The following is a 24,715-nucleotide window of genomic DNA, read 5'->3' as shown; positions in this document are numbered from 1 at the left end:
CCGCCGCCCCGCGCGCGGCGGTGGGCCGGGGGGGGCGGGGGGGGGGTCTGGGGGGGGGGGGGGGGGGGGGGGGGGGGGAAAAAAAAAAACCCCCCCCCCCCCCCCCACCTCCGGCCGAACCGCCGCGAAGATACCGGCAGACGGTCCGCCCTCTTCACGGCCTGACGGTGACGGTCCTCGTCGGAGTCGGCTCCGGTCGCGCTGTCGTACCCGCTGGACCGCCCGGGCCGACAGTGACGGTCCTCGTCGGGGTCGGCCTCGGCCTCGGCAGCGCGGTCATACCGGCTCGATCGTAGAACCCGACCTCCCACCGACCCTGCTGCCGTTCGAGTTCGGCGGCCACGCGTTCGACGACGCCGGGCCGGAGCAACTCCGACATCCTGTACTTGCCGTCACACATGCCCACCTCCTTCCTGACCACCTTGCAGTCGTCGTAGGAGTTCGGTTCGGCGCCGAGAGAATGGATCGGCGTGTCACCGGGCAGGATCCAGATCTTGAAAGACTGGGGCCGCTCCAACCAGTCGGAGGTCACCGTGTTCCAGTCGTAGACGGTATCCACGTCCGCCCCTCCGCATCTACCGGCCCAACTGCCCCCGCTGGCGGTCCGCATCACCAGCATCGCCTCCGGATCGGCGCACACGAACCTGTACGAGGTGTGGATGCTCAACGGCCGGAACGTGACCGTCGCGCCGTCGGGCACGGTCGTGGAACCGTATGACTCGATCAGGGGAGCTCCCAGGCTGTTCTCAGGGGGCAGAGCGAACGAGGGGGAGATCCGCGCCGCCGTCGGCGGCTCCTTCTCCACCGGTTCCGCGCCCCTCCAGAACCCCTGGACCGGGAAGGCCACGGCGGCCGCAGCGGCCACCGCCAGTGCCGCGCCCGCCGCGCCCGCCGTACCCACCACGGCCCTGCGCCGCCTGATGCGGCGACCACGCCGTACGATCTCCCGCACGTCGGGAAGACCCTCGACAACATCGTCGGCCAGCGCCGCGCGCAGCTCGTCCTCGGTGTGCGTCATCGCTTCGCTCCCGTCGTCTGCATCTCCGAATGGACGCGCAGGCGTCTCAGCGCCCGGCCCAGCTGGGTCTTCACCGTGCCGAGGGAGCAGCCGAGCACGTCGGCGCACTGCGCGAGGGTGAGCTCCTCGAAGTAGTGCAGGACGATGACCGCGCGCTGCCGCCTCGACAGGCCGCCGATCGCCTCCCGGAGCACGTGGCGGCTGCCGACCTCGGCGGTGAAGTCCCGCGGGTCCGCGCGTTCGGGAAGGTGCTCGGCGGGCACCTCGTCGCGCCACTTCCTGCGCCACCAGGAGGCGTGGGTGTTCACGATGATCCGGTGCACGTACGGGTCGGGGTCGCCCTCGATCCGCCGCCACGCCACCCACGCCTTGGCCAGCGCCGTCTGCACGAGATCCTCGGCGGTCGCCCTGTTCCCGGTGAGCAGGTACGCCGTATGCCGGAGCCGCTCGTAACGCGTCGCCACGTAAGCGTCGAACCCGTCGTCCATCCGCGATCTCCGTCCTGAAGCCTCCTTCGTCCTGGAGCCTCACAGACATCTACTCGGCGGCGAGCCGGTTCGGACGACAGCGGAAGGCGACGCGTGGGTGAAGACGCCACGAGGCCGATATGGGACAGAGCGGGACCAAGGGCGGGAAGAGCGGGGTTCCAACCCCGGCCGCTCCACATAAAGTAGCGGGATGGTGATTCTGGACGGCGGCCTGGCCACCCATTTGGAGGAGCTGGGCGCGGACCTGCGAGACGACCTCTGGTCGGCGAAGCTCCTGCTGGAGAACCCCTCCGTGATCCGGCAGGCGCATCTCGACTACTTCGCCGCGGGCGCCGAGGTGGCGATAACGGCGAGTTACCAGGCGAGCATCCCCGCGTTCGTGCGGCGCGGCCTGAGCGCCACCGAGGCCGAGGACCTCATCCTGCTCTCCGTGCACCTGGCAGCCCAGGCCAGGGACACCCACGGCTCGGGCACCGTGGCCGCCAGCGTCGGCCCGTACGGCGCCTACCTGGCCAACGGCGCCGAGTACACCGGCGACTACGACCTCGACGAGGACGGCCTGACCGACTGGCACCGCGACCGCTGGCACATCCTGGCCGACAGCGAGGCCGACCTGATCGCCTGCGAGACCATCCCGTCCTACACCGAGGCCAGGGCGCTGCGGCGGCTGCTCGCCGAGACGCCGGGGATGCGGGCGTGGGTGAGCTTCTCCTGCCGCGACGGCGAGCACATCAACGACGGCACCCCGCTCAAGATGGCCGCGGGGTTGTTCGCCGGGAACCCCCAGGTGATCGCGATCGGCGTCAACTGCACGGCACCGCGCCACGTGCTCAGCCTGATCTCGCAGATCAAGGGCAAGCCCACCATGGTCTATCCCAACTCCGGCGAGGTCTGGGACTCCGCGAACCGGCGCTGGCTCGGGCTCGCCGACCCGGTGGAGTTCGGGGAGGCCGCGGCCGGGTGGACCGCCGCGGGCTCCGCCTTCGTCGGCGGCTGCTGCCGTACCACCCCGGAGCACATCCGCCAGATCCGCGCCCACCTCACGGGGTCGGGCGCCTCGTGAGGTCCTGACCCGCCGCCGCCTCTCCCCCGCGCGTCACGCGCCCGCGAACGAACACCGGATCCCCGGCAGCACACCCTGGGGATCCGGGCTCACCCCTCGGCGTGAACGGGCCTGGCGAACGTCTCCAGGGGCGGGATCACGGCGTCGGGGCGGGGCTCGTAGCGCTCCAGGTGCTGGGTGCGCCGGATCAGGGCGCGCAGGTCGGTGAGGGTACCGGAGACGACCCCGTCGGCCCTGGCCTGCACCAGGACGTTGCCGATCGAGGTGGCCTCGACGGGTCCCGCGACCACCGGGAGACCGCAGGCGTCGGCGGTGAGCCGGCAGAGCAGCGCGTTGCGCGAGCCTCCCCCGACGATGTGGATCGTGTCCACCGCCTGCCCGGTGAGCCGCCGGGCGTCCTCGATCGCCGCCCGGTGGGCGAGCGCCAGGGAGTCGATCACACAGCGGACGACCTGGGCGCGGGTCTCCGGCACGGGCCGGCCGGTACGGCGGCAGAAGTCGGCGACGCGTCCGGGCATGTCGCCGGGCGGGTGGAAGACCGGGTCGTCGGCGTCCACGACCGACCGGAACGGCTCCTCCAGGGCGGCCTGCCGGAGCAGCTCCTCCAGATCGACCCGCCCTCCCGGCGCCCCGGCGGACAACCCGGTGGACGACCCCGCGGATGACTCGGCGGGCTGCTCTGAGGACAACCCGGTGGACGACCCGGCGGGCTGCTCCGCGGACAACCTGTTGGACGCCCCCGTGCCGAGCGGTGTTTCCGCCGGGACGGTCTCCGCCTCCCAGGTGCGGATGCACTCCTGCAGCAGCCACAGCCCGGTGACGTTGCGCAGGTAGCGCACGGTGCCGTCGATGCCCGCCTCGTTGGTGAAGTTGGCCCGCCGCCCCTCCTCGCTGATCATCGGCTGGTCCAGCTCGACGCCGACCAGCGACCAGGTGCCGCAGGAGATGTAGGCGAACCGCTCGTTCTCGGCGGGGACCGCCGCCACGGCGGAGGCGGTGTCGTGGGAGCCGACCGCGATGACCCGGGTGTCCGGGGAGAGCCCGAGCTCGCCCGCGACGTCCGGCGTCAGCGGGCCGATCACCTCGCCGGGACGCCGGATCGGCGGCAGGATCCCGGCCGCGGAGCTGGACCCGCCCGTCAGCCCGTCCGTCAGCCCGCCCGTCAGCCCGTCCGTCAGCACGGTGTCCCACTTCCGGGTCCTGGCGTCGAGCAGCTGGGTGGTGGAGGCGTTGGTCAGCTCCGCGCCGACCTCCCCGGTCAGCCAGTACGCGATCAGGTCGGGGATGAGCAGCAGCGTCGCGGCCGAGGCCAGCCGGTGCTCGGCGGCGAGCTGGTGGATGGTGTTGAACGGCTGGCGGGCGATGCCCGTGCGGGCGTACAACTCCTCGAAGGGGACCTGGCTGGCCGTCTTCTCGGTGCGGGCGTCGCGGTAGTGGACGGGGTTGCCGAGCAGCGCCCCGGCCTCGTCCAGGAGTCCGTAGTCGACGGCCCAGGAGTCGATCCCGATGCCGTCGACGGGACCCGCCGCGCGCAGACCCTCCAGCACGCCCCGGTGGATCCGCAGGATGTCCCAGTACAGCGTGCCGCCGGCCCGGACGGGCACGTTCGCGAAACGGTGTACCTCGCGCAGTTCCAGGGTGTCGGGCCCGATCTCGGCGACGACCACCCGGCCGCTCGACGCGCCGAGGTCGACCGCGGCGTACCGCCCGGTCCGTCCGGTCCGCTCACTCTCCTCAGGCCGTCCGGTCCCCGGTGCCGACTGCATGCGAGCCCCTTTCAGGAGTTGAAAAGCAGGGATGTCCCCGGCCCTCGCCCTGCGGGGCAGGAGCCGCACGGGGGGAACCGGGGACGTGTGACGGGTCAGCGCAGGAAGGCGGCCGCGACGCCCGCGTCGACCGGGATGTGCAGGCCCGTGGTCTGGGTGAGCTGGGTGAGCTGGAAGACCGCCCCCGCGATGTGCTCGGGCAGCACCTCGCGCTTGAGCAGGGTGCGCTGCGCGTAGTACTCGCCCAGCTTCTCCTCCTCCACCCCGTACACCGCGGCCCGGTTGGCCCCCCACCCCGAGGCGAAGATGCCGGACCCGCGCACCACCCCGTCGGGGTTGATCCCGTTGACCCGGATGCCGTACCCGCCGAGCTCGGCCGCGAGCAGCCGCACCTGGTGCGCCTGGTCGGCCTTGGCGGCCCCGTAGGCCACGTTGTTCGGTCCGGCGAACACCGCGTTCTTGGAGGAGATGTACACGATCTCCCCGCCCATCCCCTGCGGGATCATCACCCGCGCGCTCTCCCGCGAGACCAGGAACGACCCGCGCGCCATCACGTCGTGCTGCAGGTCCCAGTCGGCCACGCTCGTCTCCAGCAGCGAGCGCGACAGCGACAGGCCCGCGTTGTTGACGATCAGGTCCACCCCGCCGAACGCCAGCACCGCCGCCCGGAGCGCGGCGACCACCTGTACCTCGTCGGTGACGTCCACCTGCACCGCGACCGCGACGTCCTCCGGCCGGTACGCCTTCGCGCCCAGCTCGGCGGCCACCTTGCTCGCGGCGCCGAGGTCGCGGTCGGCCACCACCACGCACGCGCCCTCGGCCGCCAGCCTGCGCGCGGTCGCCGCCCCGATGCCCGAGCCGCCGCCGGTCACCACGGCCACCCGCGTCGCCAGCGGGCGCGCGGGAGGCATCCGGCGCAGCTTGGCCTCCTCCAGCTCCCAGTACTCGATCCGGAACTTCTCGCTCTCCTCGATCGGCGCGTACGAGGAGAGCGCCTCGGCCCCGCGCATCACGTTGACGGCGTTGACGTAGAACTCCCCGGCCACCCGCGCGGTCTGCTTGTCCTTGCCGAAGGAGAACATGCCCACCCCCGGCACCAGCACGATCGCCGGGTCCGCTCCCCGCATCGCGGGCGAGCCCTCCACGGCGTGCCGCCGGTAGTAGGCCGCGTACTCCTCGCGGTAGGCGGCGTGCAGTTCCCGCAGCCGGGCGACCACGTCCTCGATCGGCGCTCCTGCGGGCAGGTCCACCACCAGCGGGGCCACCTTGGTCCGCAGGAAGTGGTCGGGGCAGGAGGTGCCCAGCGCGGCCAGCTCGGGGTGGCGCTCGCGCGACAGGAAGTCCAGCACCTCGCCGGTGGCGGTGTAGTGGCCGACCTGCGGGGCGTCGGTGGAGGCGAGCCCACGAATCACGGGGAACAGCGCCGCCGCCCGCTCGGCCCGCGCCGCCTCCTCCAGCGGCTCGTACCCGGCGAGCACCGGCCCGAACGGCTCCGCCCTGCCGTGCTCGGCGATGTACGCCTCCGCGGTGCGGATGATCTCCAGCGAGTTGGCCTCGCAGGCGGCCGAGGTGTCGCCCCAGGCGGTGATGCCGTGCCCGCCCAGGACGCACCCGATCGCCAGGGGGTTGTCCTTCTTGATCGCCGCGATGTCCAGCCCCAGCTGGAAGCCGGGCCGCCGCCAGGGTACCCACACCACCCGGTCGCCGAAGATCCGCGCCGTCAGCGCCTCCCCGTCGGCGGCGGTGGCGATCGCGATCCCCGCGTCGGGGTGCAGGTGGTCGACGTGCGCCGCGTCCACCAGGCCGTGCATCGCGGTGTCGATCGAGGGCGCGGCGCCACCGGTGCCGAACGCGCAGAAGTCGAACGCCGCGACCATCTCGTCCTCGCGCTCGACCCCGGGGTAGACCCCCGCCAGCGCCCGGAGCCGGTCCAGCCGCAGCACCGCCAGGCCGCGCTCGGCCAGGGTGCCCAGGTCTCCCCCGGAACCCTTGACCCACATCACCTCGGCCGGGGATCCGGTCACGGGGTCGGCCGCCGTCCCCTTGGCCGAGGTGTTGCCCCCCGCGAAGTTCGTGTTCCGCGGATCGGCCCCCAGCGCGTGCGACCGCTGCAGCAGTTCCTCAACCGGCGACGTCATGGCACCTCTCCGCTCGCTCGTTCACCCGTCACCCCCGCGGGCACCCGGCGGGACCTCGTGGAAGGCCCGGGGTGCGGCGGGATGAGATCTTTTTAAAAACGTTTTAAGAACGGTGAAAAAGCTATGTGACACGTACGGCACTGTCAACGCCGTCACGTGAGATCGTGAGCCGAAAGCCGCCGGGCGGGCCGGAAGCACGACCCTGACTGGCGAACCAGCGGTTGTTACGTTTTAATCAGTGCACATGAGTTCGGTGAGCATAAAGGAAGTCGCGGCACGGGCCGGGGTGTCCCCCGGAACGGTGTCCAACGTGCTCAACCGTCCGGAGAAGGTCGCCGAGTCCACCCGCACCCGGGTCGAGGAGGCCATCCGCGACCTCGGGTTCGTCCGGCACGGCTCCGCCTCCAGCCTGCGGGCCGGGCACAGCCGCACCGTCGGCCTGTCGGTCATCGACATCGGCAACCCCTTCTTCACCGACGTGGCGGCCGGGGTCGAGGAGGTCGCCAGCGAGCGCGGGTACGCGGTGATCCTGGGCAACTCCTCGGGCGACCGGCTCAAGGAGGAGCGCAACCTGCTGGTCTTCGCCGAGCAGCGGGTCCGCGGGGTGCTCATCACACCCGCCGGGGCGAACCTCGCCAAGCTCGACCAGCTCAAGGAGCGCGGCATCAGCGTGGTGCTGGTCGACCACCCCGCCGAGCGCGCCGACCAGTGCTCGGTGGCGGTCAACGACATCACCGGCGGCTCACTGGCGGTCTCCCACCTGCTGTCCACCGGCGCCGAGCGGATCGCCTACGTCACCGGCCCCCTCACCATCCGCCAGTGCGCCGACCGCCTGATCGGCGCGGAGCGGGCGCTGGTCGCGGCGGGCCGCGACCCCGGGGAGACGCTGGAGGAGATCCCGATGAGCGCGATGAACGCCAGGTCGGGGCAGCAGGCGGCGGAGAAACTGATCGCCGAGGGGCGGCTGCCCGACGCCGTGTTCTGCGCGAACGACCTGCTCGCCCTCGGCATGCTGCGCGGGCTGCTCCAGGCGGGCGTGCGGGTCCCCCAGGACGTCTCCCTCATCGGCTACGACGACATCGACTTCGCCTCCGCCTCGACGGTCTCGCTCAGCTCCATCCGGCAGCCGACCCACCGGCTCGGCCGGGTCGCCACCGAACTGCTGCTGGACGAGTGCGACAACCCCGACTCACACGCCCACCAGCAGATCATGTTCCAGCCCGAGCTGGTCATCCGCGAGTCGACCCTCTGACCGCCGGGGTCCGTGCGACCGGACGCGAAGCGGCCGTGAGCGACCGGGAGTCCCCGGGCCGCTTGGCGTAGAGGCGGACATCGAGCACTTCGACCCGTGGAAACGGGCGGCGAGGCGTCATCGCGGCGATCGGCGATCGGCGGTCCGGCGCGCGTGGCACCGGGCTTGCGCCACGGTCGCCGACCCACGAGCCTTCTTGCGCGGCACGGTTTCAGCTCTCACGGACGTCGGGTGCGCCGCGCCGACCTCAAGGAGCTCACATGGAGATGAGAAAGGCGAGATCACTACGTCGGAAGCAGAGCGAGTCGCCCCCACCTGCCGACCCCGGCGACACCTCCGAGCGCGAGCCCGGCCGGGACGTCGACCAGAGCGCCGACAGCGGCGGCGGCAACACGGAGGACAGGGGAGACAGGGGGAACGAGGAAGACCTCGGCCCGCGGCGACAGGACGACCCGCCGGCGAACGACCGTGAGGAGCCGGAGGAGTTCCGGCGGACCAGGCGTCGGTCCGTCGGCGAGGTCGGCCGGCCCTCGACCCCCGTCGTCCGGCCACCGGTGGTCAAGCTCGGCTGGCGCCCGGCACAGGGCAGGATGACCTACTGGGTCAGGGACGGCTCCGGCGCCGTGGGAGCGAGGAAGGAGTCCCTGATCGGAATGCCGCGAGTGCTGTACACCCCTGTCCCCGACCGGCAGACGCGCGCCGACGGCCAGCTACTGGTCTACGCCGAACCGGAGCACAGGACGGACCCGCCGATCTTCGTCCGCCGTGCGGACCTGGTCGACGACGGCTATGAGAAGACGGTCGCGGCGATCGAGACCCTCGTCCGGCAGAGCCAGGACCGTCTTCAGCAGACGTTCTGGCCCGAGAAGCGCCGGGAACTGGACGCGATGACCGAGATCACGCTTGCGCAGCCGGTGTCGGGCCTGAAGGTGAGCGCGTTCGAGTCGGGGCGGGTGACAGCCGACTCCCTCGTCACCGTCCCCGCCGGGACCCACCCCCTGCCGGAGATCCACTCGTCGACGCTCGGGTTTCCGGACCAGCTGGCGCCGTTCAGCGCGATCGTCGAGGTGAACGTCGAAGGCGGCAGGCAGGCCGTGCTGATCCCGGGCGAGATCGTCTGGGGCTCCGACCGCTCGCATGCCGACACGGCACAGGAGCAGGGTGTCGCTCAGAGGATCACCGCAGAGAGGGTCATGGAGGTCCTGATCGGCGACGAGTACTTCGCACGTCACCTGGCAGGCCGCCGGCTGACGGGCGACCGGCTGCACTACGTCACCTCCCAGGAGATGGGCGCGGTCTTCGTCCTCGACGGGATGCCGGACGGAGAGGAGCAGATCGAAATCGCGCGGACGGCCAACGAGATCCTGTTCAACGCCGGTCTCAGCACGCCCGGCCTCTCGGTCAACGGTCACATCTTCATCCAGCTGGACCAGCTCGGCACCGGCACGGAGTATCACGAGGCCATCCACTGGTTCTCCGACCCGACGGTGGACCGGGTCCTCGGCCACTGGTTCAACGAAGGACTCACCGAATACCTGACCCGCTACCCGGTGAGCGCGCTCGGCGAGGAGGCCGTCCGCAGCGAGGACCAGTACGGCCCGCAGCGCCAGGCGATCGAGAAGCTCGTGAGGCACGCGGGGATAGACGACGAGCAGCTGTGCGAGGCGTACTTCAGGGGCGACATCCAGCCGCTCTACGACGCGGTCGCGGCGGCCGCGGCGACCGCCGGGGGCACCTTCAGCCTCGACGCCTTCGCGACCTGCCTCGATCCGGCACGGGCCATCGAGGCACTGCGGCATTTCGACGAGGTCTTCGGGGTCGCGGACGAAGCGCGGGAACACAAGACAGACGTCGACGCCGACGCGGACCCCAAGGCCGAGGCCGAGGCCGAATGACGCGGCGCCCCACCCTGAGCCCACGAGGACGGAGCCCACGATGACGGCTTTCCGCTCACCGGCGGCCACCGCCCGCTCAGGATGGTAGGACCGAGGCAGCGCACCCGCACGTGCCCGAAGATCCCCGGGTACCGGTGAGGCGAGCACGCGCCGGCCTCACCTGCCCGGCCCGGCCGACCCGCAGAGGGGTGCCCGAGACAGCCGCCCCCGGTCAGGGGCGCCTGCGTGCCTCCTTGGCGGCCTGCCTCGCCGCCTCCTTCGCCTCCTTGGCGGCGCGGACGGCCTCGACCTTGGCGCTCGCGGCGTACTTGTCGACGTACTCCTGGCCGGAGAGCTCCATCAGCGCGTACATGATCTCGTCGGTGACGGCGCGCAGGACGAGGCGGTCCTCCTCCATCCCGTAGTAGCGGGTGAAGTCGAGCGGCTTGCCGAACTTCACCCCCGGGCGGATGCCCAGCTTGGGAAGGACGCTGCCCGGGGGCATCATCTCGAAGGTGTTGACCATCGCCCACGGGATGACCGGCACCCGCGACTCCAGCGCCAGGCGGGCCACACCGGTCTTGCCCTTGTAGAGGCGGCCGTCGTGGGAGCGGGTCCCCTCCGGGTAGATGGCGAGCACCTGCCCCTCGTTGAGGATGCGCTTGCCGGTACGCAACGCCGCCTCGCTGGCCTTGCCCCCGGAGCGGTCGATGGGGACGGTGCCGACACCACTGAAGAAGGCCTTGCTCATCATCCCCTTGAGACCGCGGCCGGTGAAATAGTCGGACTTGCCGAGAGAGATCACCTTGCGTCGCAGGAACAGCGCGCCGAAGAAGTGGTCGGCGAACGACAGGTGGTTTCCGGCCAGGATCACCGGTCCTTGCTTCGGCACGTTCCCCACGCCCTCCACCCAGGGACGGAAAATCAGATGGAGTAAGGGCGAGAGGATGGCCTTCACCACCCAGTAGAACACTCGATGCTCCTTCGGTTGACAGGCGTGGACCTGGAGTTATCCTCCCACTTCCGATCCCGGTCACCTACCCCACCGAACCACCCAAATCGACCTCTCGCAAAACACGTCCCAGTCGTGCGACGATCGGGCGAAACTTACTAGGAGCCGCGATGCCAGTCATGCCCGGTGCGGAGGCGTACCACCATGCGGGAGGACGGATCGGCGTCCTGCTCTGCCACGGATTCACCGGATCGCCGCAGTCGTTGCGCCCCTGGGCCGAATACCTCGCGGCGGCGGGCATGACGGTGGCGCTGCCCAGGCTGCCCGGTCACGGCACCACCTGGCGGGAGATGGCCCGCACCCGCTGGGAGGACTGGTACGCCGAGCTCGACAAGGCCCTGGCGGACCTGCGCGGCAGCTGTGCCGAGGTCTTCGTCATGGGCCTGTCGCTCGGCGGGTGCATGGCGCTGCGACTGGCCGAGGTGCACGGCGACGGGATCAAGGGGCTGGTGGTCGTCAACCCCTCGATCGTCAACGACGTGCCGCTGCTCAAGCTGGCGCCGCTGCTCAAGTTCGTGGTCGCCTCGGTGCCCGGCGTCGCCGGGGACATCAAGAAGGAGGGGGCCACCGAACTCGGCTACACGCGTACGCCGGTCAAGGCCGCGGCCACCCTCCTGCGGCTGTGGTCGTTGACCCGGTCGGAGCTGGGTAAGATCACCCAGCCCGTCCTGGTTTTCCACAGTCCGCAGGATCATGTTGTGAAACCGGGGAGTGTGCGTATTCTGCGTGAGAGGCTGACCGGGGGGAATCTGAATGTGGTGGAGCTCGCCGACAGCTATCACGTCGCGACGCTTGACAACGATGCTGATCGGATCTTTGCGGGGAGCCTGGAGTTCATCACCGCGAACGCGTCTGTACCCTTGCAGAGAGACTGATCGCCAGCGGGGGATGCACGGTCTCCGGGAGAAAGTGATCGGCCGATGAACAACGGGCCCAGCTAGGTGACACCTCAAAGCGATGAGGACGAGGTCTGGCGTCAGATCGTCGCGTCCTTCAACGACACCGCCGAGCGTGACTCGGCGGATCAGCCGTGGCCGGACAGTGAGAACCTCCCGGCCGAGCCTCCGCGACGGGTGATCAAACAGTCGGACGAGGAGGACCTCCTGCGGGAGGACGACCTCGCCGACGACGCCGAATCCGGTACGGAGCAGTCCGGCGGCGAGGACGAGGAAGGGCACTACGTCCCCCCGCCACCGCCCCCGCTGCCCAAGACCGACGCCACCACCAAGATCGCATGGCTGGCGCTGTTCGGCGGCCCCGCCTACCTCCTGCTGAGCGCCGCGCTCAACTGGAACCTGCAGGGGTGGATGCTCTTCACCGCGGTCGCCGCGTTCATCGGCGGTTTCGTGGCGCTGGTGGTCCGCATGGGCGACGGCCCGCCCAACGACTCCGGCTGGGACGACGGCGCCGTCATCTGAGCGGGTCTCGCCCGGTCACGGTCACCTCACCGGCCCGGACGGACATCCGGCCATCCACCCGGGCGGACATCCGGCCGCGACCGTCGCCGGGCTACGGCCGGGCGGGCTACGGCTTGGCGCGCTCGGAGGTGCCGAAGCGCTCGATCACGTCGGTGTACTTGCCCGAGGCGTCGACCACGTGGCCGACGGTCCACACCGTGCCGGTGCCCGGCAGGTAGGCCACCGACTGGAGCCGCACCGTCCGGGGGGCGGCCGTCTCCGGACCGCGCAGCGCCTTGACCGCGCGCCCGTCGTACCGGAGCATGAACGCCTCGCCGGGACGCTCCAGGTCGACCCCGGAGATCCAGAAGTGCCCCTTGCGGTCGCCCGTCACCCCGTACAGCCGGACGTCGCCGTCGGGGAGGGAGACCCGGGACCACTTCTTGCCGTTCCACGACAGGACCAGCGGGACGATCCCGCCGGCCTCCCGGTAGACGCCGCCGACGGCGAGGGCCCGCTTGGGCCCGTCGAGGTGGACGTCACGCAGGTAGCCGCCGGGGATGTCGGGGGCCTTGAAGGTCTTCCAGCGCCCACCGGACTGCCTCATGATCAACGGCTTGCCGCCGGTGTCGCCCACCGCCCACCCGTCGTTCCTGCCCGACAGCGCCACCCCGTACAGCGTGCCCCGGTCGCGAAGGTGGGTGAGCTTCCACTTCGATCCGGCGCCGGTGACGATCATGGGCAGCTTGTCGCGGCGGCCGACCGCGACCACCTGGCCGGGAACGGCCGCCACCCCGCCCAGCCAGTCGCCCGAGTGCAGCTTGTCGACGATGACCCGGTCGAAGGACGCCCCGTCCCCTCTCGCCAGGTAGGGGAGGCTGTCGTGCCCCTCTCCGACGGCCCACAGCTCGGTCGCCGAGGCCGCCGCGACAGAACGCAGGGGCCCGGCACCGGTCGGGTCGTTGCGGATGCCGACCTCTTTCCAGGAGGTGCCGTCCCAGTGGGTGATCGCGCCTCGGCTCTGCCAGACGTCCCAGACGCTCTGCTGGCCGACCGCCCACACGCTCGTGGCCGAGACCCCCGCCACGTCGGACAGCGACCCGTCACTGCTCAGGCCCGCGCTGACCGGGGCCTGCCATGCCTCGGCCACGGGCGGGCTGACGGGATCGGCATGAGCTGGGAACGTCTGCGGAGACAGCAGAAGCAGGCCTCCCGCGCAGAGAACCAGCGCACGCCGCGGAAGGCGACGGGTCATGTTTCAAATGGTACGGGGCTCGTGCGCTCCCCGTGTGCCGGTCTCCCCACTTGACCGGCACGATCTGGAAAGACACCCTTTCCCTTGTCGTCCTTCTTCCCTTGTCGTCCTTCTCGCCACCTTCCTCTCGCTCTTTCTCGCCCTCTTTCTCGCCACCGGGACGCCGGTCACGCCGGGCGCGGGCGGTCCAGCTCGGCGATCACCGGCAGGTGGTCGGTGGCGGCCACCAGGTCGTCGGGGTCGGCGTCGACCCCGCCGCAGGAGAGCACAGAGAGGCCCTCGACCGCGAAGATCGCGTCGATCCGCTTGTGCGGGCCCCTGGCGGGGAAGGTGAAGCCGTCGCCACGTGGCGAGACCGGGTAGCAGTCGGTGAGCCGCTCGGCGAGGTGTCGCCAGCTCGGCTGGCCGGACTGCTCGTTGATGTCCCCCGCCAGCACCGGCAGCGCGCCGAACCGGTCGGCCACCTCCCGCAGGAGCCTCACCGCCTCGTCCGCGTGGTGGTGCCGGGCGTTCTCGTCGAGGTCCAGGTGGATGGAGCCGACGGCGAGCCGCCACCCCTCCGCCTCCACCACGGCGATCGCGATGGCGCGCCGCTCCAGCGGGAAGAAGGACTTCAGGAGACGGCCCTCCCCGTGCAGCAGCCGCACCCCGGGGCCGGTCAGCACGGCGACCCCGCCCCTGCGACGGCCCGCGGCCACGGACAGCCCCCCGAAGGCGGCCAGCCGCCTCCGCCTGCGGCGCCAGCACAGGAACCGGGGCGCCTCCTGCACGCAGAGCACGTCGGCGCGGAGCGCGGCGACCACCCGCCCCAGTGCCGGGACGTCGTCCTTCATGGAGCGCACGTTGTAGCTGGCGATCCTGAGCACCACGGCACCTCACTTCGCGACGCGTGCCGCGAGGATAGCCGCGCACCACCGGCCGCACCAGCCACCCGCCCCGATCGGCATGCCCACCACCGGCTACATCGGTCGCTCGCCCCGATCGGCATGCTCACCACCGGCTACATCGGTCGCTCGCCCCGATCGGCATGCTCACCACCGGCTACATCGGTCGCTCGCCCCGATGGTGCGCGGGCGGCCGGACGCGTCAGCCGTCTGCCCCGGCAGGCACGCTCGCCGCCGGACGCACCGGCCGCCCGCCCCTGTGGGTACGCGGGCGGCCGGTGCGCGCCGGGAACGGGTCAGCGCCTGCGGGCGAGGTCCGCGGCGCCGACCAGGCCCGCCGAGGCGCCGAGCTCGGCGCAGCGGATGTCGGCCAGCGGGCGGTGTCCCCGGCCGCTCAGATGGGTGTTGTAGAACTCGCGGGTCTCGTCGATCCACAGGTCGGCGGCGCGCGAGACGCCGCCGCCGAGGACGAAGCAGCCCGGGTCGAGGACGGCGGCGAGGTCGGCCAGGCCCTGGCCGATCCAGCGGGCCATCGAGGAGAACGCGGCCAGCGCGGCCGGGTCGCCCTGCCTGGCGGCCTCGGTGACCTCCTGGCCCTCGATCTGGTCGGGCGTCCCCCCGGCGATCTCCAGGAGCTTGACGGCCTTGTCCGGCTCGGCCTCGGCGATCCTCCTGGCCTCGCTGACCAGGGCGTTCCCGCTGGCGTACTGCTCCCAGCAGCCGAGGTTGCCGCACCCGCACAGGCGCCCGCCGGGGACCGCCTGCATGTGGCCGAGCTCGGCGCCCATGCCCCAGCGCCCCCGGTAGAGGGAGCCGTCGAGCACGATGCCGCCGCCGATGCCCGTACCGACGGTCACGCACACCAGGTGGGTCTCGCCGCGACCGGCGCCGAACCTGGCCTCGCCCCACGCCATCGCGTTGGCGTCGTTCTCCACCACGACGGGAAGGCCGACCATGTCGGAGACCTTCCTCTGCAAGGGCTCCTCGCGCCAGGCGAGGTTGGGGGCGAACCGGACAATGGACCTGGTCTCGTCGACGAACCCGGCCGCGCCGAGACCGACGGCCTCGATCTCCCTGCCCTTGGAGAGCTCCAGGATCGCGTCACCGATCGTGTGGGCGACCTGGTCCGGATTCTCCGCCGGGGTGGGCCGCAAGAGATGCTCGACGATCTGGCCGTCCTCGTCGACGACTCCCGCCGCGACCTTCGTACCGCCAATGTCCACACCGATGGTCAGCGCCATTGTCCATTCATCCTCTCCCCCTGGGCTCACCCCAGGTCGATGTGCTCCACGGGGGTGTCTCCTCGCTCGCGCTCGCGTTCCCGCTGCGCGGGAGCGGGCTTGCCGAGTCCGTCGACGGCCGACTTGAAGGCGGCGAACAGCTCGGTGCCCGCCTGCATGAGGTGGTCGGTGACGGCACCGCCCGACTCGCGCTGCGCGGCCATCGCACGGCAGACGGGGCAGGCCCGGCAGATGTACTCCTCATGCTCCGAGACCGCCTCCTCCCACACGTCCCGCTCTCTTCTTCCTCGGCCACCACCGGAGAACGCGCCGCCGACCCCGGTCATCGTGCCCTTGATCAGGTTCTTGCGTAGTTCCCTGGTCGCCTTCCGCTGCAGCGTGTCGAAGAGCTTGAACGCCTCCTCGGCTGCGGTGCCCAGCGGGTCCTTGCCACTCTGGGAGCCGCTCTGCGCCCCGCTCTGTGACTCGCCCTGGGACCGCTGCGCCCGCTCGTCACGCGCCCGTTCCCCGGCCGTGGCGTCCTTCTCCCGCTCCGCGGACCCGGCGCGGTCGCCGGGCCTGGCCCACGGGGTCCATCCGGTCCGCTCCTCACGCCTGGCCCGCTCGGCGCGCTCGAACCACTCGGCGCGCGCGTCACGATCGGCCTGCGCGGAATCCGAGGTCCGCCCGGTACGCGTGGTCTGCTCCGTACCTGCGGTCGGCTCGGTGGTTGCGGTCGGCTCGGTGGCTGCGGTCGGCTCGGTGGTTGCGGTCGGCTTCTTGCCTGCGGTCGGCTCGGAGATCGGGACCTGCTCGGAGGCCGGAGACCGATCGGAGGCCGCGGTCTGCCCGGAGGGCGCGGCCTCGGCCTCCACCTCGACCACGTCCAGGTGCACGACCTTCTCGACGCGCTCGGCCCGCGCGGGCTCCCCCGCGCCCTCCAGCCGCTCGACGGCCTCGACGACCTCGACGACCTCGACCTGCTCGATCCGCCCGACGGGCTCGGCAGGCTCGACGGGCTCGGAGGAGCCGGTGCGTCCGCCCTTCGGGGACTTCCCGGCCGAGGCCGCTCCCCGCTCCTTCTGGGTCGTCTTCCCCTGGGTCGTCTTCCCCGTGCGGCGGCCCTTCTGGGCCTTGCCCGCGCCCTCGGCGCTCTCGGCACCCACAGCGTCTCCGGCGGCTCCGGCGGTCCCGGCGCTCTCGGCGGCTTCGACGCCCGCGGTCTCGGACGGCGGGGTCACGGCGGCCGCGGCCTTCCGTGGCCTCCTCGGCGCGCGCGGCTTCGGGGTCTTCTCTGCGTCGTTCGTGTTATCGGTCATCAGGCCCTCCCGATTCGAACCGTACCCGGAGAAACCCGTCGCGGAGCGCGGCGTCCCGCACCGACCTGCGGGCCAGTGCGGCGGGCAGGGCCAGGACCCGGCGGTAGGAACCGGCGTTGACGATCAGCTCGTCGCCCTTGCGGGCCAGATCCACCTCGTCCTTGTCCGCGAGCGGCAGGGCCAGGATCAGCTCGCCCTCGGCGGTGATCCGCAGCGGCGGGTCGACGGAGGGCGGGGCGAAGGGGTCACCCTCGCCGTACATGGCCTCGGCGACGGCGGCGAGGGCGTCGAGGCCGACGGGCTCGGCCTCCAGGTACGGGACGACGTGCACGGGCAGCGGCGCGAAGGACTCCTCGACCTCGGCCAGGTGCCGGGCCTGGGCGTCCACCCACTTCTGCCGCCACGGGTCGGCGCCCTCCGAGGGGAAGACACGGTTGGCGATCACCGCGTCCACCCGGTAGCCGTACAGGCTGAGGGAGGTGAGCGTGCGGCGGGCCTCGGCGAGCACGACGGCCTCGGGGGTGAGCACCAGCCGGACGCTCGCGCCGGGCCCGGTGAGCAGCTCGCGCACCTCCATCAGGCCCCGGTGGAGCCGCTCGCCCGCGCCGATCACGTGGTCCTCGGGCATGCTGACCTGCGCCAGGCGGCGGACCAGCGGGGAGATGGTGCTCAGCAGCCGCCTGCCGATCGGCAGCAGGCGGTTCACGTGCCAGTCGAGGGCCTCGGGCAGGGCGAGCAGCCGGAGCGTCTCGGCGGTCGGGGCGCAGTCGATGACGATGACGTCCCACAGCCCGGTGCGTGCCTGCTCGCGCAGCTCCAGCAGCGCGATGACCTCCTCGGCGCCGGGCAGCACCGTGATCTCCTCGGCGGTCACCTCGTCGAGGCCGAGCTCGGCGAAGACGCCCCTGGCGTAGTCGCGCAGCTCGCCCCACTGGCGTTCCAGCGCCCTCTGGGTGTCGACCTGGTGGAGGGAGAGGCCGGGAGCGATCTCCGTGGGCTCACCGCCGGCCCGCACGCCGAGGGCGTCGGCCAGCGAGTGGGCGGTGTCGGTGGAGACCACCAGGGTCTTCAGCCCGGAGCGGGCGGCGAGCGTGGCCGTGGCCGCGGCGACGGTCGTCTTGCCGACGCCGCCCTTGCCGGTGAAGAGCAGGACCCTGCTCACGCCATCTCCCGGCGGGACGGCGCGGGGCTCCGCTCCGCGACCGCGCCGTGCCGCGCGCCCGGCTCCCTCATGGGGTCTCGACGCGCTTCTTCAGCCCCTTCAGGGCGGTGTCGATGATGACCTTCTCCGCCTTCCGCTTGATCATGCCGATCATCGGCACCTTGAGGTCGACGGCGAGCTCGTACGTCACCTCGGTGCCGCTGCCCGCGTCGGCAAGACGATAACTCCCGGTGAGCCCGGAGACCATCTTTCCCGCCTCGGCGATGCTCCAGTCGACGGACTCGTCGTCGTGCCAGGTGTAGCGGAGGGTGTACTCGTCGCTGATCACGCCCGCGTCGAGCACGAACCGGACCGTCTCGGGCCGGCCGTCCTCGCCCGTGGAGAGGACCCGCGCGGCCTTCACCTGCCCGGCCCACCCGGGGTACGAGGGGAAGTCGGCGATGACCGTCATGATGGTCGACCGGTCCGCGCCGATCTTGATGCTGGAGGTGGTGCGATCAGCCATGGGGCAACCGTACTGCTTCACGATCGTCCGCGTACGCCCGGCGGGGCCGGGCACGGCCGTGGCGGCGGCGGCAGGAAGCGGCGCCACGAAGCGGACACCCCACACGACCGGACCGCGCGGCTACCACTCCAGGACGTAGGGGACGCCCCTGTTCCGGAAGTGCCCCACGTTGAGGCATTCGGTCCTGCCGACCCGGGTGCGGGCGGCGAGGGGCTGGTGCACGTGGCCGAACAGGGCGTAGCGCGGCTGAGTCCGCCTGATCGCCTCCAGGGTGGCCTCGCTGCCCCGCTCGAAGCGCCGGGCGACCACGTCGTAGAGCAGTTCGGGGATCGCGGGAGGGATGTGGCAGCAGAGCACGTCGACCTCGCCGACGGCCTCGACCTTGCGCGCGAACTCCTCGTCGTCGATCTCGTACGGCGTGCGGTACTGGGTGCGCAGCCCGCCCCCGACGAAGCCGAAGCGCAGGCCGCCGATCTCCACGGTCTCGCCGTCGAGCACGTGGTGGCCCTCACGGACGTACTCGGGCCAGTAGAGCGGCACGTCCACGTTGCCGTAGGTGAGGTACGCGGGGGTCGGCATCGCGGCGAAGATCTCGCCGTACTGCCGGCGGACGGAGCGCTCGATGTGCTCGCGGGGGTCGCCCTCCAGCGAGGCCCACAGCGCGGAGGACATCGCCCGCGCCTCGTCGAACCGCTTGGCCGTGCGCAGCGCGATGAACTCCCCCGCCCGCTCGGCCCCGAAGAGCTCGGCGAAGATGCCCTGGGAGTGGTCCTCGTAGTCGACGAACAGGATCAGGTCGCCCAGGCATATCAGCGCGTCGGCACCCTCTCCCGCGCGGGCCAGCGCGTCGGCCCTTCCGTGCACATCGCTGACGACATGGACCCGCATGCGGACATCCTAACTACCAATGAATACGGCCATATGTGATGAACCTCGCGAGCAGGAAGCGCGTCGGCGCGCACCGGCGCGGCCGGAGGTCCGGCGCGACGGTAGTTGCTACGGTGAAATCCCTCTTCATAACGCCTGGGTGACGAATTTACCCATGCGTAACTTATCGCGATAGCTTCCAGGCAGCCCATCGATCGTGCGTCTCCAGGAGTGACCCGTGCGTGAGTACAGCGTCCCCGTGCTGGTGGATGTCCCCCCCTCCGCCAACCTCACCGACACGGTGTTCAAGCGTGCCGAGGAGGAGCCCGACGTCGTCGCCCTGCGGCGCAAGGTCGGCGACGACTGGACGGCCGTCACCGCCAGGGAGTTCCGCGACCAGGTCGCCGGGGTGGCCAAGGGCCTGATCGCCGCGGGGGTGGAGCCCGGCGACCGGGTGGCCCTGATGTCGCGCACCCGTTACGAGTGGACCGTGATCGACTACGCGATCTGGACCGCCGGGGCGGTCGGCGTGCCGATCTACGAGTCCTCCTCGGCCGACCAGGTCGCCTGGATCATCTCCGACAGCGGCGCGAAGGCCGTGTTCGCCGAGCTGGAGTCGCACGAGGAGACCATCCGCGAGGACGCCTCCGGCCTGCCGGGCCTGAAGAACGTCTGGCGCATCGAGGGCGGCGCCCTGGACGAGCTCACCGCGCTCGGCGCCGAGGTCTCCGACGACACGCTCGCCGAGCGCAGGACCGGGCGCGGCATCGCCGACCTGGCGACCATCGTCTACACCTCGGGCACCACCGGCAGGCCCAAGGGCTGCAGCCTGACCCACGACAACCTGCTGTTCACCGCCAGGAACGTCGCGAACGGCCCGCTGGAGCGCCTGTTCGTCGTGGAGGGCAGGGCGGCGCTGCTCTTCCTGCCGCTCGCGCACGTCTTCGCCCGCATCATCGAGATCGTGCTGATCGAGACCGGCACGATCCTCGCGCACACCCCCAACATGAAGAACGTCGCCCCCGACCTGCAGGCCTTCAAGCCCACGTTCCTGCTGGGCGTGCCCCGCGTGTTCGAGAAGGTCTACAACGGCGCCGAGCAGAAGGCGACCGCCGAGGGCAAGGGAAAGATCTTCCACGCCGCGGCCGACACCGCCGTCGCCTGGAGCAGGGCGCAGTCGGCGGGCGGCGCGGGGCTGGGCCTCAGGATCAAGCACGCCCTGTTCGACAAGCTCGTCTACGGCAAGATCCGTGCCGCGACCGGGGGCAGGCTGACGACCGCGGTCTCCGGCGGTTCCGCCCTCGGTGAGCGGCTCGGCCACTTCTTCCGCGGCGTGGGCATCGAGACCCTGGAGGGCTGGGGCCTCACCGAGACCTCCGCGCCGTCCTCGGTCAACATGCCGGGGGCCAACAAGATCGGCACCGTCGGCAAGCCGTTCCCCGGCGTCACCATCGGCATCGGCGACGACGGCGAGGTGCTCGTCAAGGGCCGCCACGTCTTCCAGGGCTACTGGAACAACGACGAGGCCACCGCAGAGGCGATCGACACGGGCGGCTGGTTCCACACCGGTGACATCGGCGAGCTCGACAAGGACGGCTACCTCCGCATCACCGGGCGCAAGAAGGAGATCATCGTCACCGCCGCGGGCAAGAACGTCGCCCCGGCCCCGATGGAGGACCACATCCGCGCCCACCCGCTGATCAGCCAGGCGATGGTGGTCGGCGACGACCGGCCGTTCGTCGCGGCGCTCGTCACGCTCGACGTCGAGGCCCTGGAGCAGTGGAAGGCCGCCAACGGCAGGGCGGGGGCGGGCCTCACCGAGCTCAGCTCCGACCCGGTGATCGTCGCCGAGGTGCAGAAGGCGGTGGACGGGGCCAACAGGTTCGTCTCCAAGGCCGAGCAGATCAAGAAGTTCACCGTCCTCGACATCGACATCAGCGAGGAGAGCGGGCACCTCACCCCGACCCTGAAGATCAAGCGCAACATCGTGATGCGCGACTTCGCCAAGCAGGTCGACTCCCTCTACGGCTGAGACTTCCTGCACGGCTGAAGCTCCCCGTACGGCTGAGACCTCTCAGCCGTACGGCTGAGGCTCCATACGGCTAGGAAGTCTCCGCGGGCTCCAGGAGGCGGGCGAAGCGGGAGGCGGCGAGGTCCCAGTTCCACTCGCGCGCCGCCCACTCGCGCCCGCGCTCCCCCATCGCGCGCGCCCCGGCCGGGTCCTTGAGCAGGCCGACCAGGGCCGCCGCGACCTCGCCGGGACGGGTGCCGTCGACGACCAGGCCGGTCTCCCCGTTCAGCACGGCGTCGGGGGCGCCGCCCGAGGAACCGGCCACCACCGGCAGGCCGGTGGCGGAGGCCTCCAGGTAGACGATGCCGAGCCCCTCCACGTCGACACCGCCCAGGCGGGTGCGGCACGGCATGGCGAACACGTCCCCCGCGGCGAGGTGGCCGGGCAGCTCCGCCTCCGGCACCGGGCCGGTGATCCTGACCGAGCCGCCCATCGGCCGGGCCATCCGCTCCAGGGTCCTGCGGTACGGGCCCCCGCCGACGATCAGGAGCACCGCGCCGGGCACGTCCCCCACCACGTCCGGCCAGGCCCGCAGGAGCGTGTCCTGGCCCTTGCGCGGCACCAGCCTGGACAGGCAGACCACCACCGGCCGCTCCCCCAGGCCTAGCCGCGCGCGCACCCGCTCCCCCCCGGCCCCCGGGTGGAACACCTCGGTGTCGACGCCGGGCGCGAGCCGCACCAGCTTGTCGGCGGCTATCACCCGGGCCAGCCGCCGCCGGGTGTACTCCCCCAGATAGGTGACCACGTCTGCCTCCGCCCCGATCCTGGCGAGCACCCGGCGGCCGGCCGGGACCCCGGCCCAGCCCGCCTCGTGGCCGTGGGTGACCATGACGACGCGGCGCGCCCCGGCCTCGCGCATCCGGGGCGCGAGCAGCCCGAGCGGCGCCGCCGCCCCGAAGACCACGCTGTCGCACCCGTACTCGGCGACCAGCCCGGCGGCGCGGCGGGCGACGGCGGGCGTGGGCAGCATCAGCGAGGTGGGGTGCCGCACGACGGGGTACGGCTGGCGCAGGTCGAAGGCCGCGCTGCCGGCCCACCGGGGGGCGTAGACGACGACCGAGCCGGGCGGGCGGCGGGCGATGAGGCCGTACACGAACGACTGGATCCCTCCCGCGCGGGGCGGGAAGTCGTTCGTGACGACCAGCGTGCGGCTCACGGTTCGGGGAGGCCGTTCAGCCCGGCCCAGGAGCGTGCCAGGGCGATGCGCTGCGGCGTCGTGGGATGCGATGCATAAAGTACATATTCGACTAGATCAGGTGACAAATCCGAAATATTGGTGGCCGCCAGCCGTCTCTGCATGGCGACGAACGTCGCCGGGTCCCTGGTCAGGTCCAGCGCGTGCACGTCGGCCCGTGCCTCGATCTGCCTGCTCACCAGGTTCTGGGCCGGTCCCGACAGGACCGTGGCCAGGCTCAGCATCCCCGTCACCAGGCCCACCGCCCTCGGGTCGCCGAGCGAGGCGACCCCCGTCCGGCGCCGTACGACACCCGCCGAGGTCACCGCGTAGAGCAGGCACGCCCCGAACGCCGCGCCCAGGCCGCCGACGAGCGTGCCCGACAGCACGTCGCCCGCCTTGGCGTGGCCCAGCTCGTGCGCGACCACCAGCTCGACCTCGTCGGCGGGCGCGCGCAGCAGCGTGTCGTAGACCACGATCCTGCGGGTCGCGCCGAACCCGGAGACGTAGGCGTTGAGCGCGGTGGTCCGCCGCGAGGCGTCGGCGACGAGCACGTCCTCGACCGGCACGCCGTCCCTGCCGGCCATGGCGAGCAGGTCGTCGCGGAGCGGCCCGGCCTCCAGCGGCCTGAAGTCGTTGAAGACCGGCTCGACGAGCACCGGGTAGGCGAATGAGGCCACCACGGTCAGGACGAACGCCCCGGCCGCCGCGGGGATCCACCAGCGCCGGTAGCGCCGCGCCAGGGCGATCACCGCCAGCACCATGATCGCGGTCAGCGCGGTGCCGATGCCGGTGCTCTTGGCCCGGTCGGCCGCCCAGGACGGCCAGGTCTGGGTGGACAGCCCGAAGTCGCGCAGGTAGCTCTCCGACCACATCCCCAGGGGCCAGCGCAGGATCGCCACGGCCACCGACAGCGCCAGCACGCCGAGGAGCGCCCGCAGCCACCACGGCCCCGGCAGCCGGTCGGCGAGCCGCGCGCCCAGCGGGGTGGCCACCAGCACGCCCGCCACGACCAGCGTCAGGCCGAGCGACAGGTAGCCGGGAAGGCTGACCAGCGCGTCGAACCTCTCGGCCCTGGCGATCTGCTCGGCGGTGAAGTCACGGGCCGGATCGGGAACGACGGCCGGGGCCCCCTCGGGCAGCGCCCGCCAGGGCGTGGTGAACGCCACGACCGCCAGCGTGACCACCCCCAGGACGGCCAGCGCCCACCCCGCCGACCGCACGCCCGAGGGCGTGTCCGTCGTGCTCAGCGTCACGTGAGTTCCTTCCTGAGGTAGTCGCGCCAGGCTCCGGTGAACTCGGCCACCGGCAGGCCGAGCGTGCTCTCGACATCGCTACCGTAGAGCCTCACCAGGGCCTTCTCTCCGAAGCGCTCCGCGACGAACCTGCAGGCGAGCCAGGCCTCCTCGTACGCCTGCGCGAGCCTCGGCGCGCCGGGGGCGAAGTCGGCCGGGACGGGGAGCCGGGCGGGCAGGACGCCCGCGCGCACCTCGGCGGCCAGTTCGGCGGCGGCCGTGCGCACCGCGATCCCCGCGTCGCGGTAGCCCGCGTAGTCGGCGAAGCCCTCCGAGAGCCACATCGGCACCCGGCCGCCCCGGGTCGCGCCGGTGGCCACGTGGGCGAGCTCGTGGGTGATCACCACGTCCTTGCCCGTCCCGGTGAGCCGGGCGTATCCCGACGGCAGGACGATCACCCGGTCCGCGGTCGCCATCGCGGCCAGGCCACGGGTGCTCCCGGCCCCGGCGAGCGCCGCGGCCTCGGCGTCGGTGGCCGGGAAGAGGACCACCGCGGGGACCGGCCCCCAGATCGCCGCGACCGTCGCGCGGGCCCGGTCGGCCCTCGCCGCCAGATCTCGCAGGACGGCGACCGGGACGCCGTCGCCGATCACGAGCGAGTGCTCTCCCCTGACGGTGACCGCGGTGCCCGGCCACAGGTCGCGGGGGTTCCGTTCGCTGTACGGGACGCGCGGAGAGGTCCGGGCGCCGTGCGGGAGCGGTGCGGCTCCGGCAAGGAGGGGGCCCGTCCCGGCGAACGGGCCGGCGCTCATCAGCGCCAGCATCCCGGCGAGCACGGCGCGGCGCCCTTTCGGGACGGACATACGAGCCGATGGTACTCGACCGGCATGGAGCGGCCCCCGGCCCCCCGGGGGGGGGGGCGGGGGGGGCGGCCCCCGGCGGGGGGCCCCCCCCCCCCCCGGGGCCCGGGCCGGGGGTTGGGGCGCGGGCCCCCGGCCGGGGGCGCCCCCGGGCC

21 protein-coding genes are annotated in these 24,715 nt (G+C 72.0%); 6 read left to right on the top strand and 15 right to left on the bottom strand.

Annotated elements, in window-relative coordinates; genetic code table 11:
• Nucleotides 1–154: 154 nt before the first annotated feature.
• Both ACFYWM_RS00105 and ACFYWM_RS00100 read right to left on the bottom strand, forming a co-directional pair.
• Nucleotides 155–1,018, bottom strand: a complete 864-nt coding sequence (locus ACFYWM_RS00105) for a hypothetical protein (protein WP_389906721.1) — start codon at nucleotides 1,016–1,018, stop codon at nucleotides 155–157.
• Entirely contained in the window at nucleotides 1,015–1,506 is a 492-nt protein-coding gene (locus tag ACFYWM_RS00100) for a SigE family RNA polymerase sigma factor (RefSeq protein WP_389906719.1), read from the bottom strand. Before ACFYWM_RS00100 ends, ACFYWM_RS00105 begins: the two co-directional genes overlap by 4 nt.
• A 190-nt stretch (nucleotides 1,507–1,696) precedes the next feature.
• Here ACFYWM_RS00100 and mmuM point away from each other — a divergent pair, with 190 nt between their 5' ends.
• Nucleotides 1,697–2,569 carry a homocysteine S-methyltransferase gene (mmuM, locus tag ACFYWM_RS00095; RefSeq protein WP_389906717.1) on the top strand — a complete coding sequence of 291 codons (873 nt, stop codon included), beginning with the start codon at nucleotides 1,697–1,699 and terminating at the stop codon, nucleotides 2,567–2,569.
• Between the two features lie 89 nt (nucleotides 2,570–2,658).
• Here mmuM and ACFYWM_RS00090 read toward each other — a convergent pair whose 3' ends face one another.
• The gene (locus tag ACFYWM_RS00090) at nucleotides 2,659–4,335 is read right to left on the bottom strand and encodes a rhamnulokinase family protein (RefSeq protein ID WP_389906715.1); all 1,677 of its coding nucleotides are present in this window, start codon (nucleotides 4,333–4,335) and stop codon (nucleotides 2,659–2,661) included.
• A gap of 95 nt (nucleotides 4,336–4,430) precedes the next feature.
• Entirely contained in the window at nucleotides 4,431–6,473 is a 2,043-nt protein-coding gene (locus ACFYWM_RS00085; RefSeq protein WP_389906713.1) for a bifunctional aldolase/short-chain dehydrogenase, read from the bottom strand.
• 244 nt (nucleotides 6,474–6,717) lie between these two features.
• Between ACFYWM_RS00085 and ACFYWM_RS00080 the strand changes: the two genes are divergently transcribed.
• Together ACFYWM_RS00080 and ACFYWM_RS00075 are read left to right on the top strand one after the other, a co-directional pair.
• Nucleotides 6,718–7,725 (top strand): LacI family DNA-binding transcriptional regulator, encoded by a 1,008-nt coding sequence (locus ACFYWM_RS00080; RefSeq protein WP_389906711.1) that lies wholly within the window; start codon nucleotides 6,718–6,720, stop codon nucleotides 7,723–7,725.
• Between the two features lie 260 nt (nucleotides 7,726–7,985).
• Nucleotides 7,986–9,620 carry a hypothetical protein gene (locus ACFYWM_RS00075; protein ID WP_389906709.1) on the top strand — a complete coding sequence of 545 codons (1,635 nt, stop codon included), beginning with the start codon at nucleotides 7,986–7,988 and terminating at the stop codon, nucleotides 9,618–9,620.
• 211 nt (nucleotides 9,621–9,831) lie between these two features.
• On the opposite strand, the gene ACFYWM_RS00070 is transcribed toward ACFYWM_RS00075, so the two are convergent.
• Complete coding sequence (locus tag ACFYWM_RS00070; RefSeq protein WP_389906707.1) at nucleotides 9,832–10,572, bottom strand: lysophospholipid acyltransferase family protein; 741 nt, start codon at nucleotides 10,570–10,572, stop codon at nucleotides 9,832–9,834.
• Between the two features lie 149 nt (nucleotides 10,573–10,721).
• Here ACFYWM_RS00070 and ACFYWM_RS00065 point away from each other — a divergent pair, with 149 nt between their 5' ends.
• On the top strand, nucleotides 10,722–11,486 hold the full coding sequence (locus ACFYWM_RS00065; protein WP_389906705.1) for an alpha/beta hydrolase: 765 nt from the start codon (nucleotides 10,722–10,724) through the stop codon (nucleotides 11,484–11,486).
• Nucleotides 11,487–11,552: 66 nt separating this feature from the next.
• The gene (locus ACFYWM_RS00060; protein ID WP_389906703.1) at nucleotides 11,553–12,029 is read left to right on the top strand and encodes a hypothetical protein; all 477 of its coding nucleotides are present in this window, start codon (nucleotides 11,553–11,555) and stop codon (nucleotides 12,027–12,029) included.
• A gap of 106 nt (nucleotides 12,030–12,135) precedes the next feature.
• Here ACFYWM_RS00060 and ACFYWM_RS00055 read toward each other — a convergent pair whose 3' ends face one another.
• The 7 genes from ACFYWM_RS00055 to ACFYWM_RS00025 form a co-directional block, all read right to left on the bottom strand.
• Nucleotides 12,136–13,263, bottom strand: coding sequence for a hypothetical protein (locus tag ACFYWM_RS00055; protein ID WP_389906701.1), 1,128 nt, complete (start codon nucleotides 13,261–13,263; stop codon nucleotides 12,136–12,138).
• A gap of 167 nt (nucleotides 13,264–13,430) precedes the next feature.
• Nucleotides 13,431–14,129, bottom strand: a complete 699-nt coding sequence (locus tag ACFYWM_RS00050; protein ID WP_389906699.1) for an endonuclease/exonuclease/phosphatase family protein — start codon at nucleotides 14,127–14,129, stop codon at nucleotides 13,431–13,433.
• Nucleotides 14,130–14,443: 314 nt separating this feature from the next.
• Entirely contained in the window at nucleotides 14,444–15,388 is a 945-nt protein-coding gene (locus ACFYWM_RS00045; RefSeq protein WP_389906697.1) for an ROK family glucokinase, read from the bottom strand.
• Nucleotides 15,389–15,414: 26 nt separating this feature from the next.
• Nucleotides 15,415–16,686 (bottom strand): hypothetical protein, encoded by a 1,272-nt coding sequence (locus tag ACFYWM_RS00040; RefSeq protein WP_389906695.1) that lies wholly within the window; start codon nucleotides 16,684–16,686, stop codon nucleotides 15,415–15,417.
• A complete protein-coding gene (locus tag ACFYWM_RS00035; protein WP_389906693.1) occupies nucleotides 16,676–17,848 on the bottom strand; it encodes an ArsA family ATPase in 1,173 nt (390 codons plus the stop codon). Before ACFYWM_RS00035 ends, ACFYWM_RS00040 begins: the two co-directional genes overlap by 11 nt.
• 67 nt (nucleotides 17,849–17,915) lie before the next feature.
• Nucleotides 17,916–18,353, bottom strand: a complete 438-nt coding sequence (locus ACFYWM_RS00030) for an SRPBCC family protein (protein ID WP_389906691.1) — start codon at nucleotides 18,351–18,353, stop codon at nucleotides 17,916–17,918.
• A 120-nt stretch (nucleotides 18,354–18,473) separates the two neighbouring features.
• Complete coding sequence (locus ACFYWM_RS00025) at nucleotides 18,474–19,241, bottom strand: metallophosphoesterase (RefSeq protein WP_389906689.1); 768 nt, start codon at nucleotides 19,239–19,241, stop codon at nucleotides 18,474–18,476.
• Between the two features lie 217 nt (nucleotides 19,242–19,458).
• Here ACFYWM_RS00025 and ACFYWM_RS00020 point away from each other — a divergent pair, with 217 nt between their 5' ends.
• A complete protein-coding gene (locus ACFYWM_RS00020) occupies nucleotides 19,459–21,252 on the top strand; it encodes an AMP-dependent synthetase/ligase (protein ID WP_389906687.1) in 1,794 nt (597 codons plus the stop codon).
• A 70-nt stretch (nucleotides 21,253–21,322) separates the two neighbouring features.
• Here the strand turns inward: ACFYWM_RS00020 and ACFYWM_RS00015 are convergent, their stop codons facing one another.
• From ACFYWM_RS00015 to ACFYWM_RS00005, 3 genes are read right to left on the bottom strand one after another with little or no spacing between them, the layout of a single operon-like run.
• Nucleotides 21,323–22,447 (bottom strand): glycosyltransferase family 4 protein, encoded by a 1,125-nt coding sequence (locus tag ACFYWM_RS00015; RefSeq protein WP_389906685.1) that lies wholly within the window; start codon nucleotides 22,445–22,447, stop codon nucleotides 21,323–21,325.
• Nucleotides 22,444–23,721 (bottom strand): M48 family metallopeptidase, encoded by a 1,278-nt coding sequence (locus tag ACFYWM_RS00010; protein ID WP_389906683.1) that lies wholly within the window; start codon nucleotides 23,719–23,721, stop codon nucleotides 22,444–22,446. The genes ACFYWM_RS00015 and ACFYWM_RS00010 overlap by 4 nt, the downstream gene beginning before the upstream one ends.
• Entirely contained in the window at nucleotides 23,718–24,563 is an 846-nt protein-coding gene (locus ACFYWM_RS00005) for a hypothetical protein (RefSeq protein ID WP_389906681.1), read from the bottom strand. Before ACFYWM_RS00005 ends, ACFYWM_RS00010 begins: the two co-directional genes overlap by 4 nt.
• Between the last annotated feature and the right edge of the window lie 152 nt (nucleotides 24,564–24,715).

Source organism: Streptosporangium sp. NPDC002721, assembly GCF_042888905.1.
Taxonomy (GTDB): Bacteria; Actinomycetota; Actinomycetes; order Streptosporangiales; family Streptosporangiaceae; genus Streptosporangium.
This window is presented reverse-complemented; position numbering and strand designations above follow the sequence as displayed.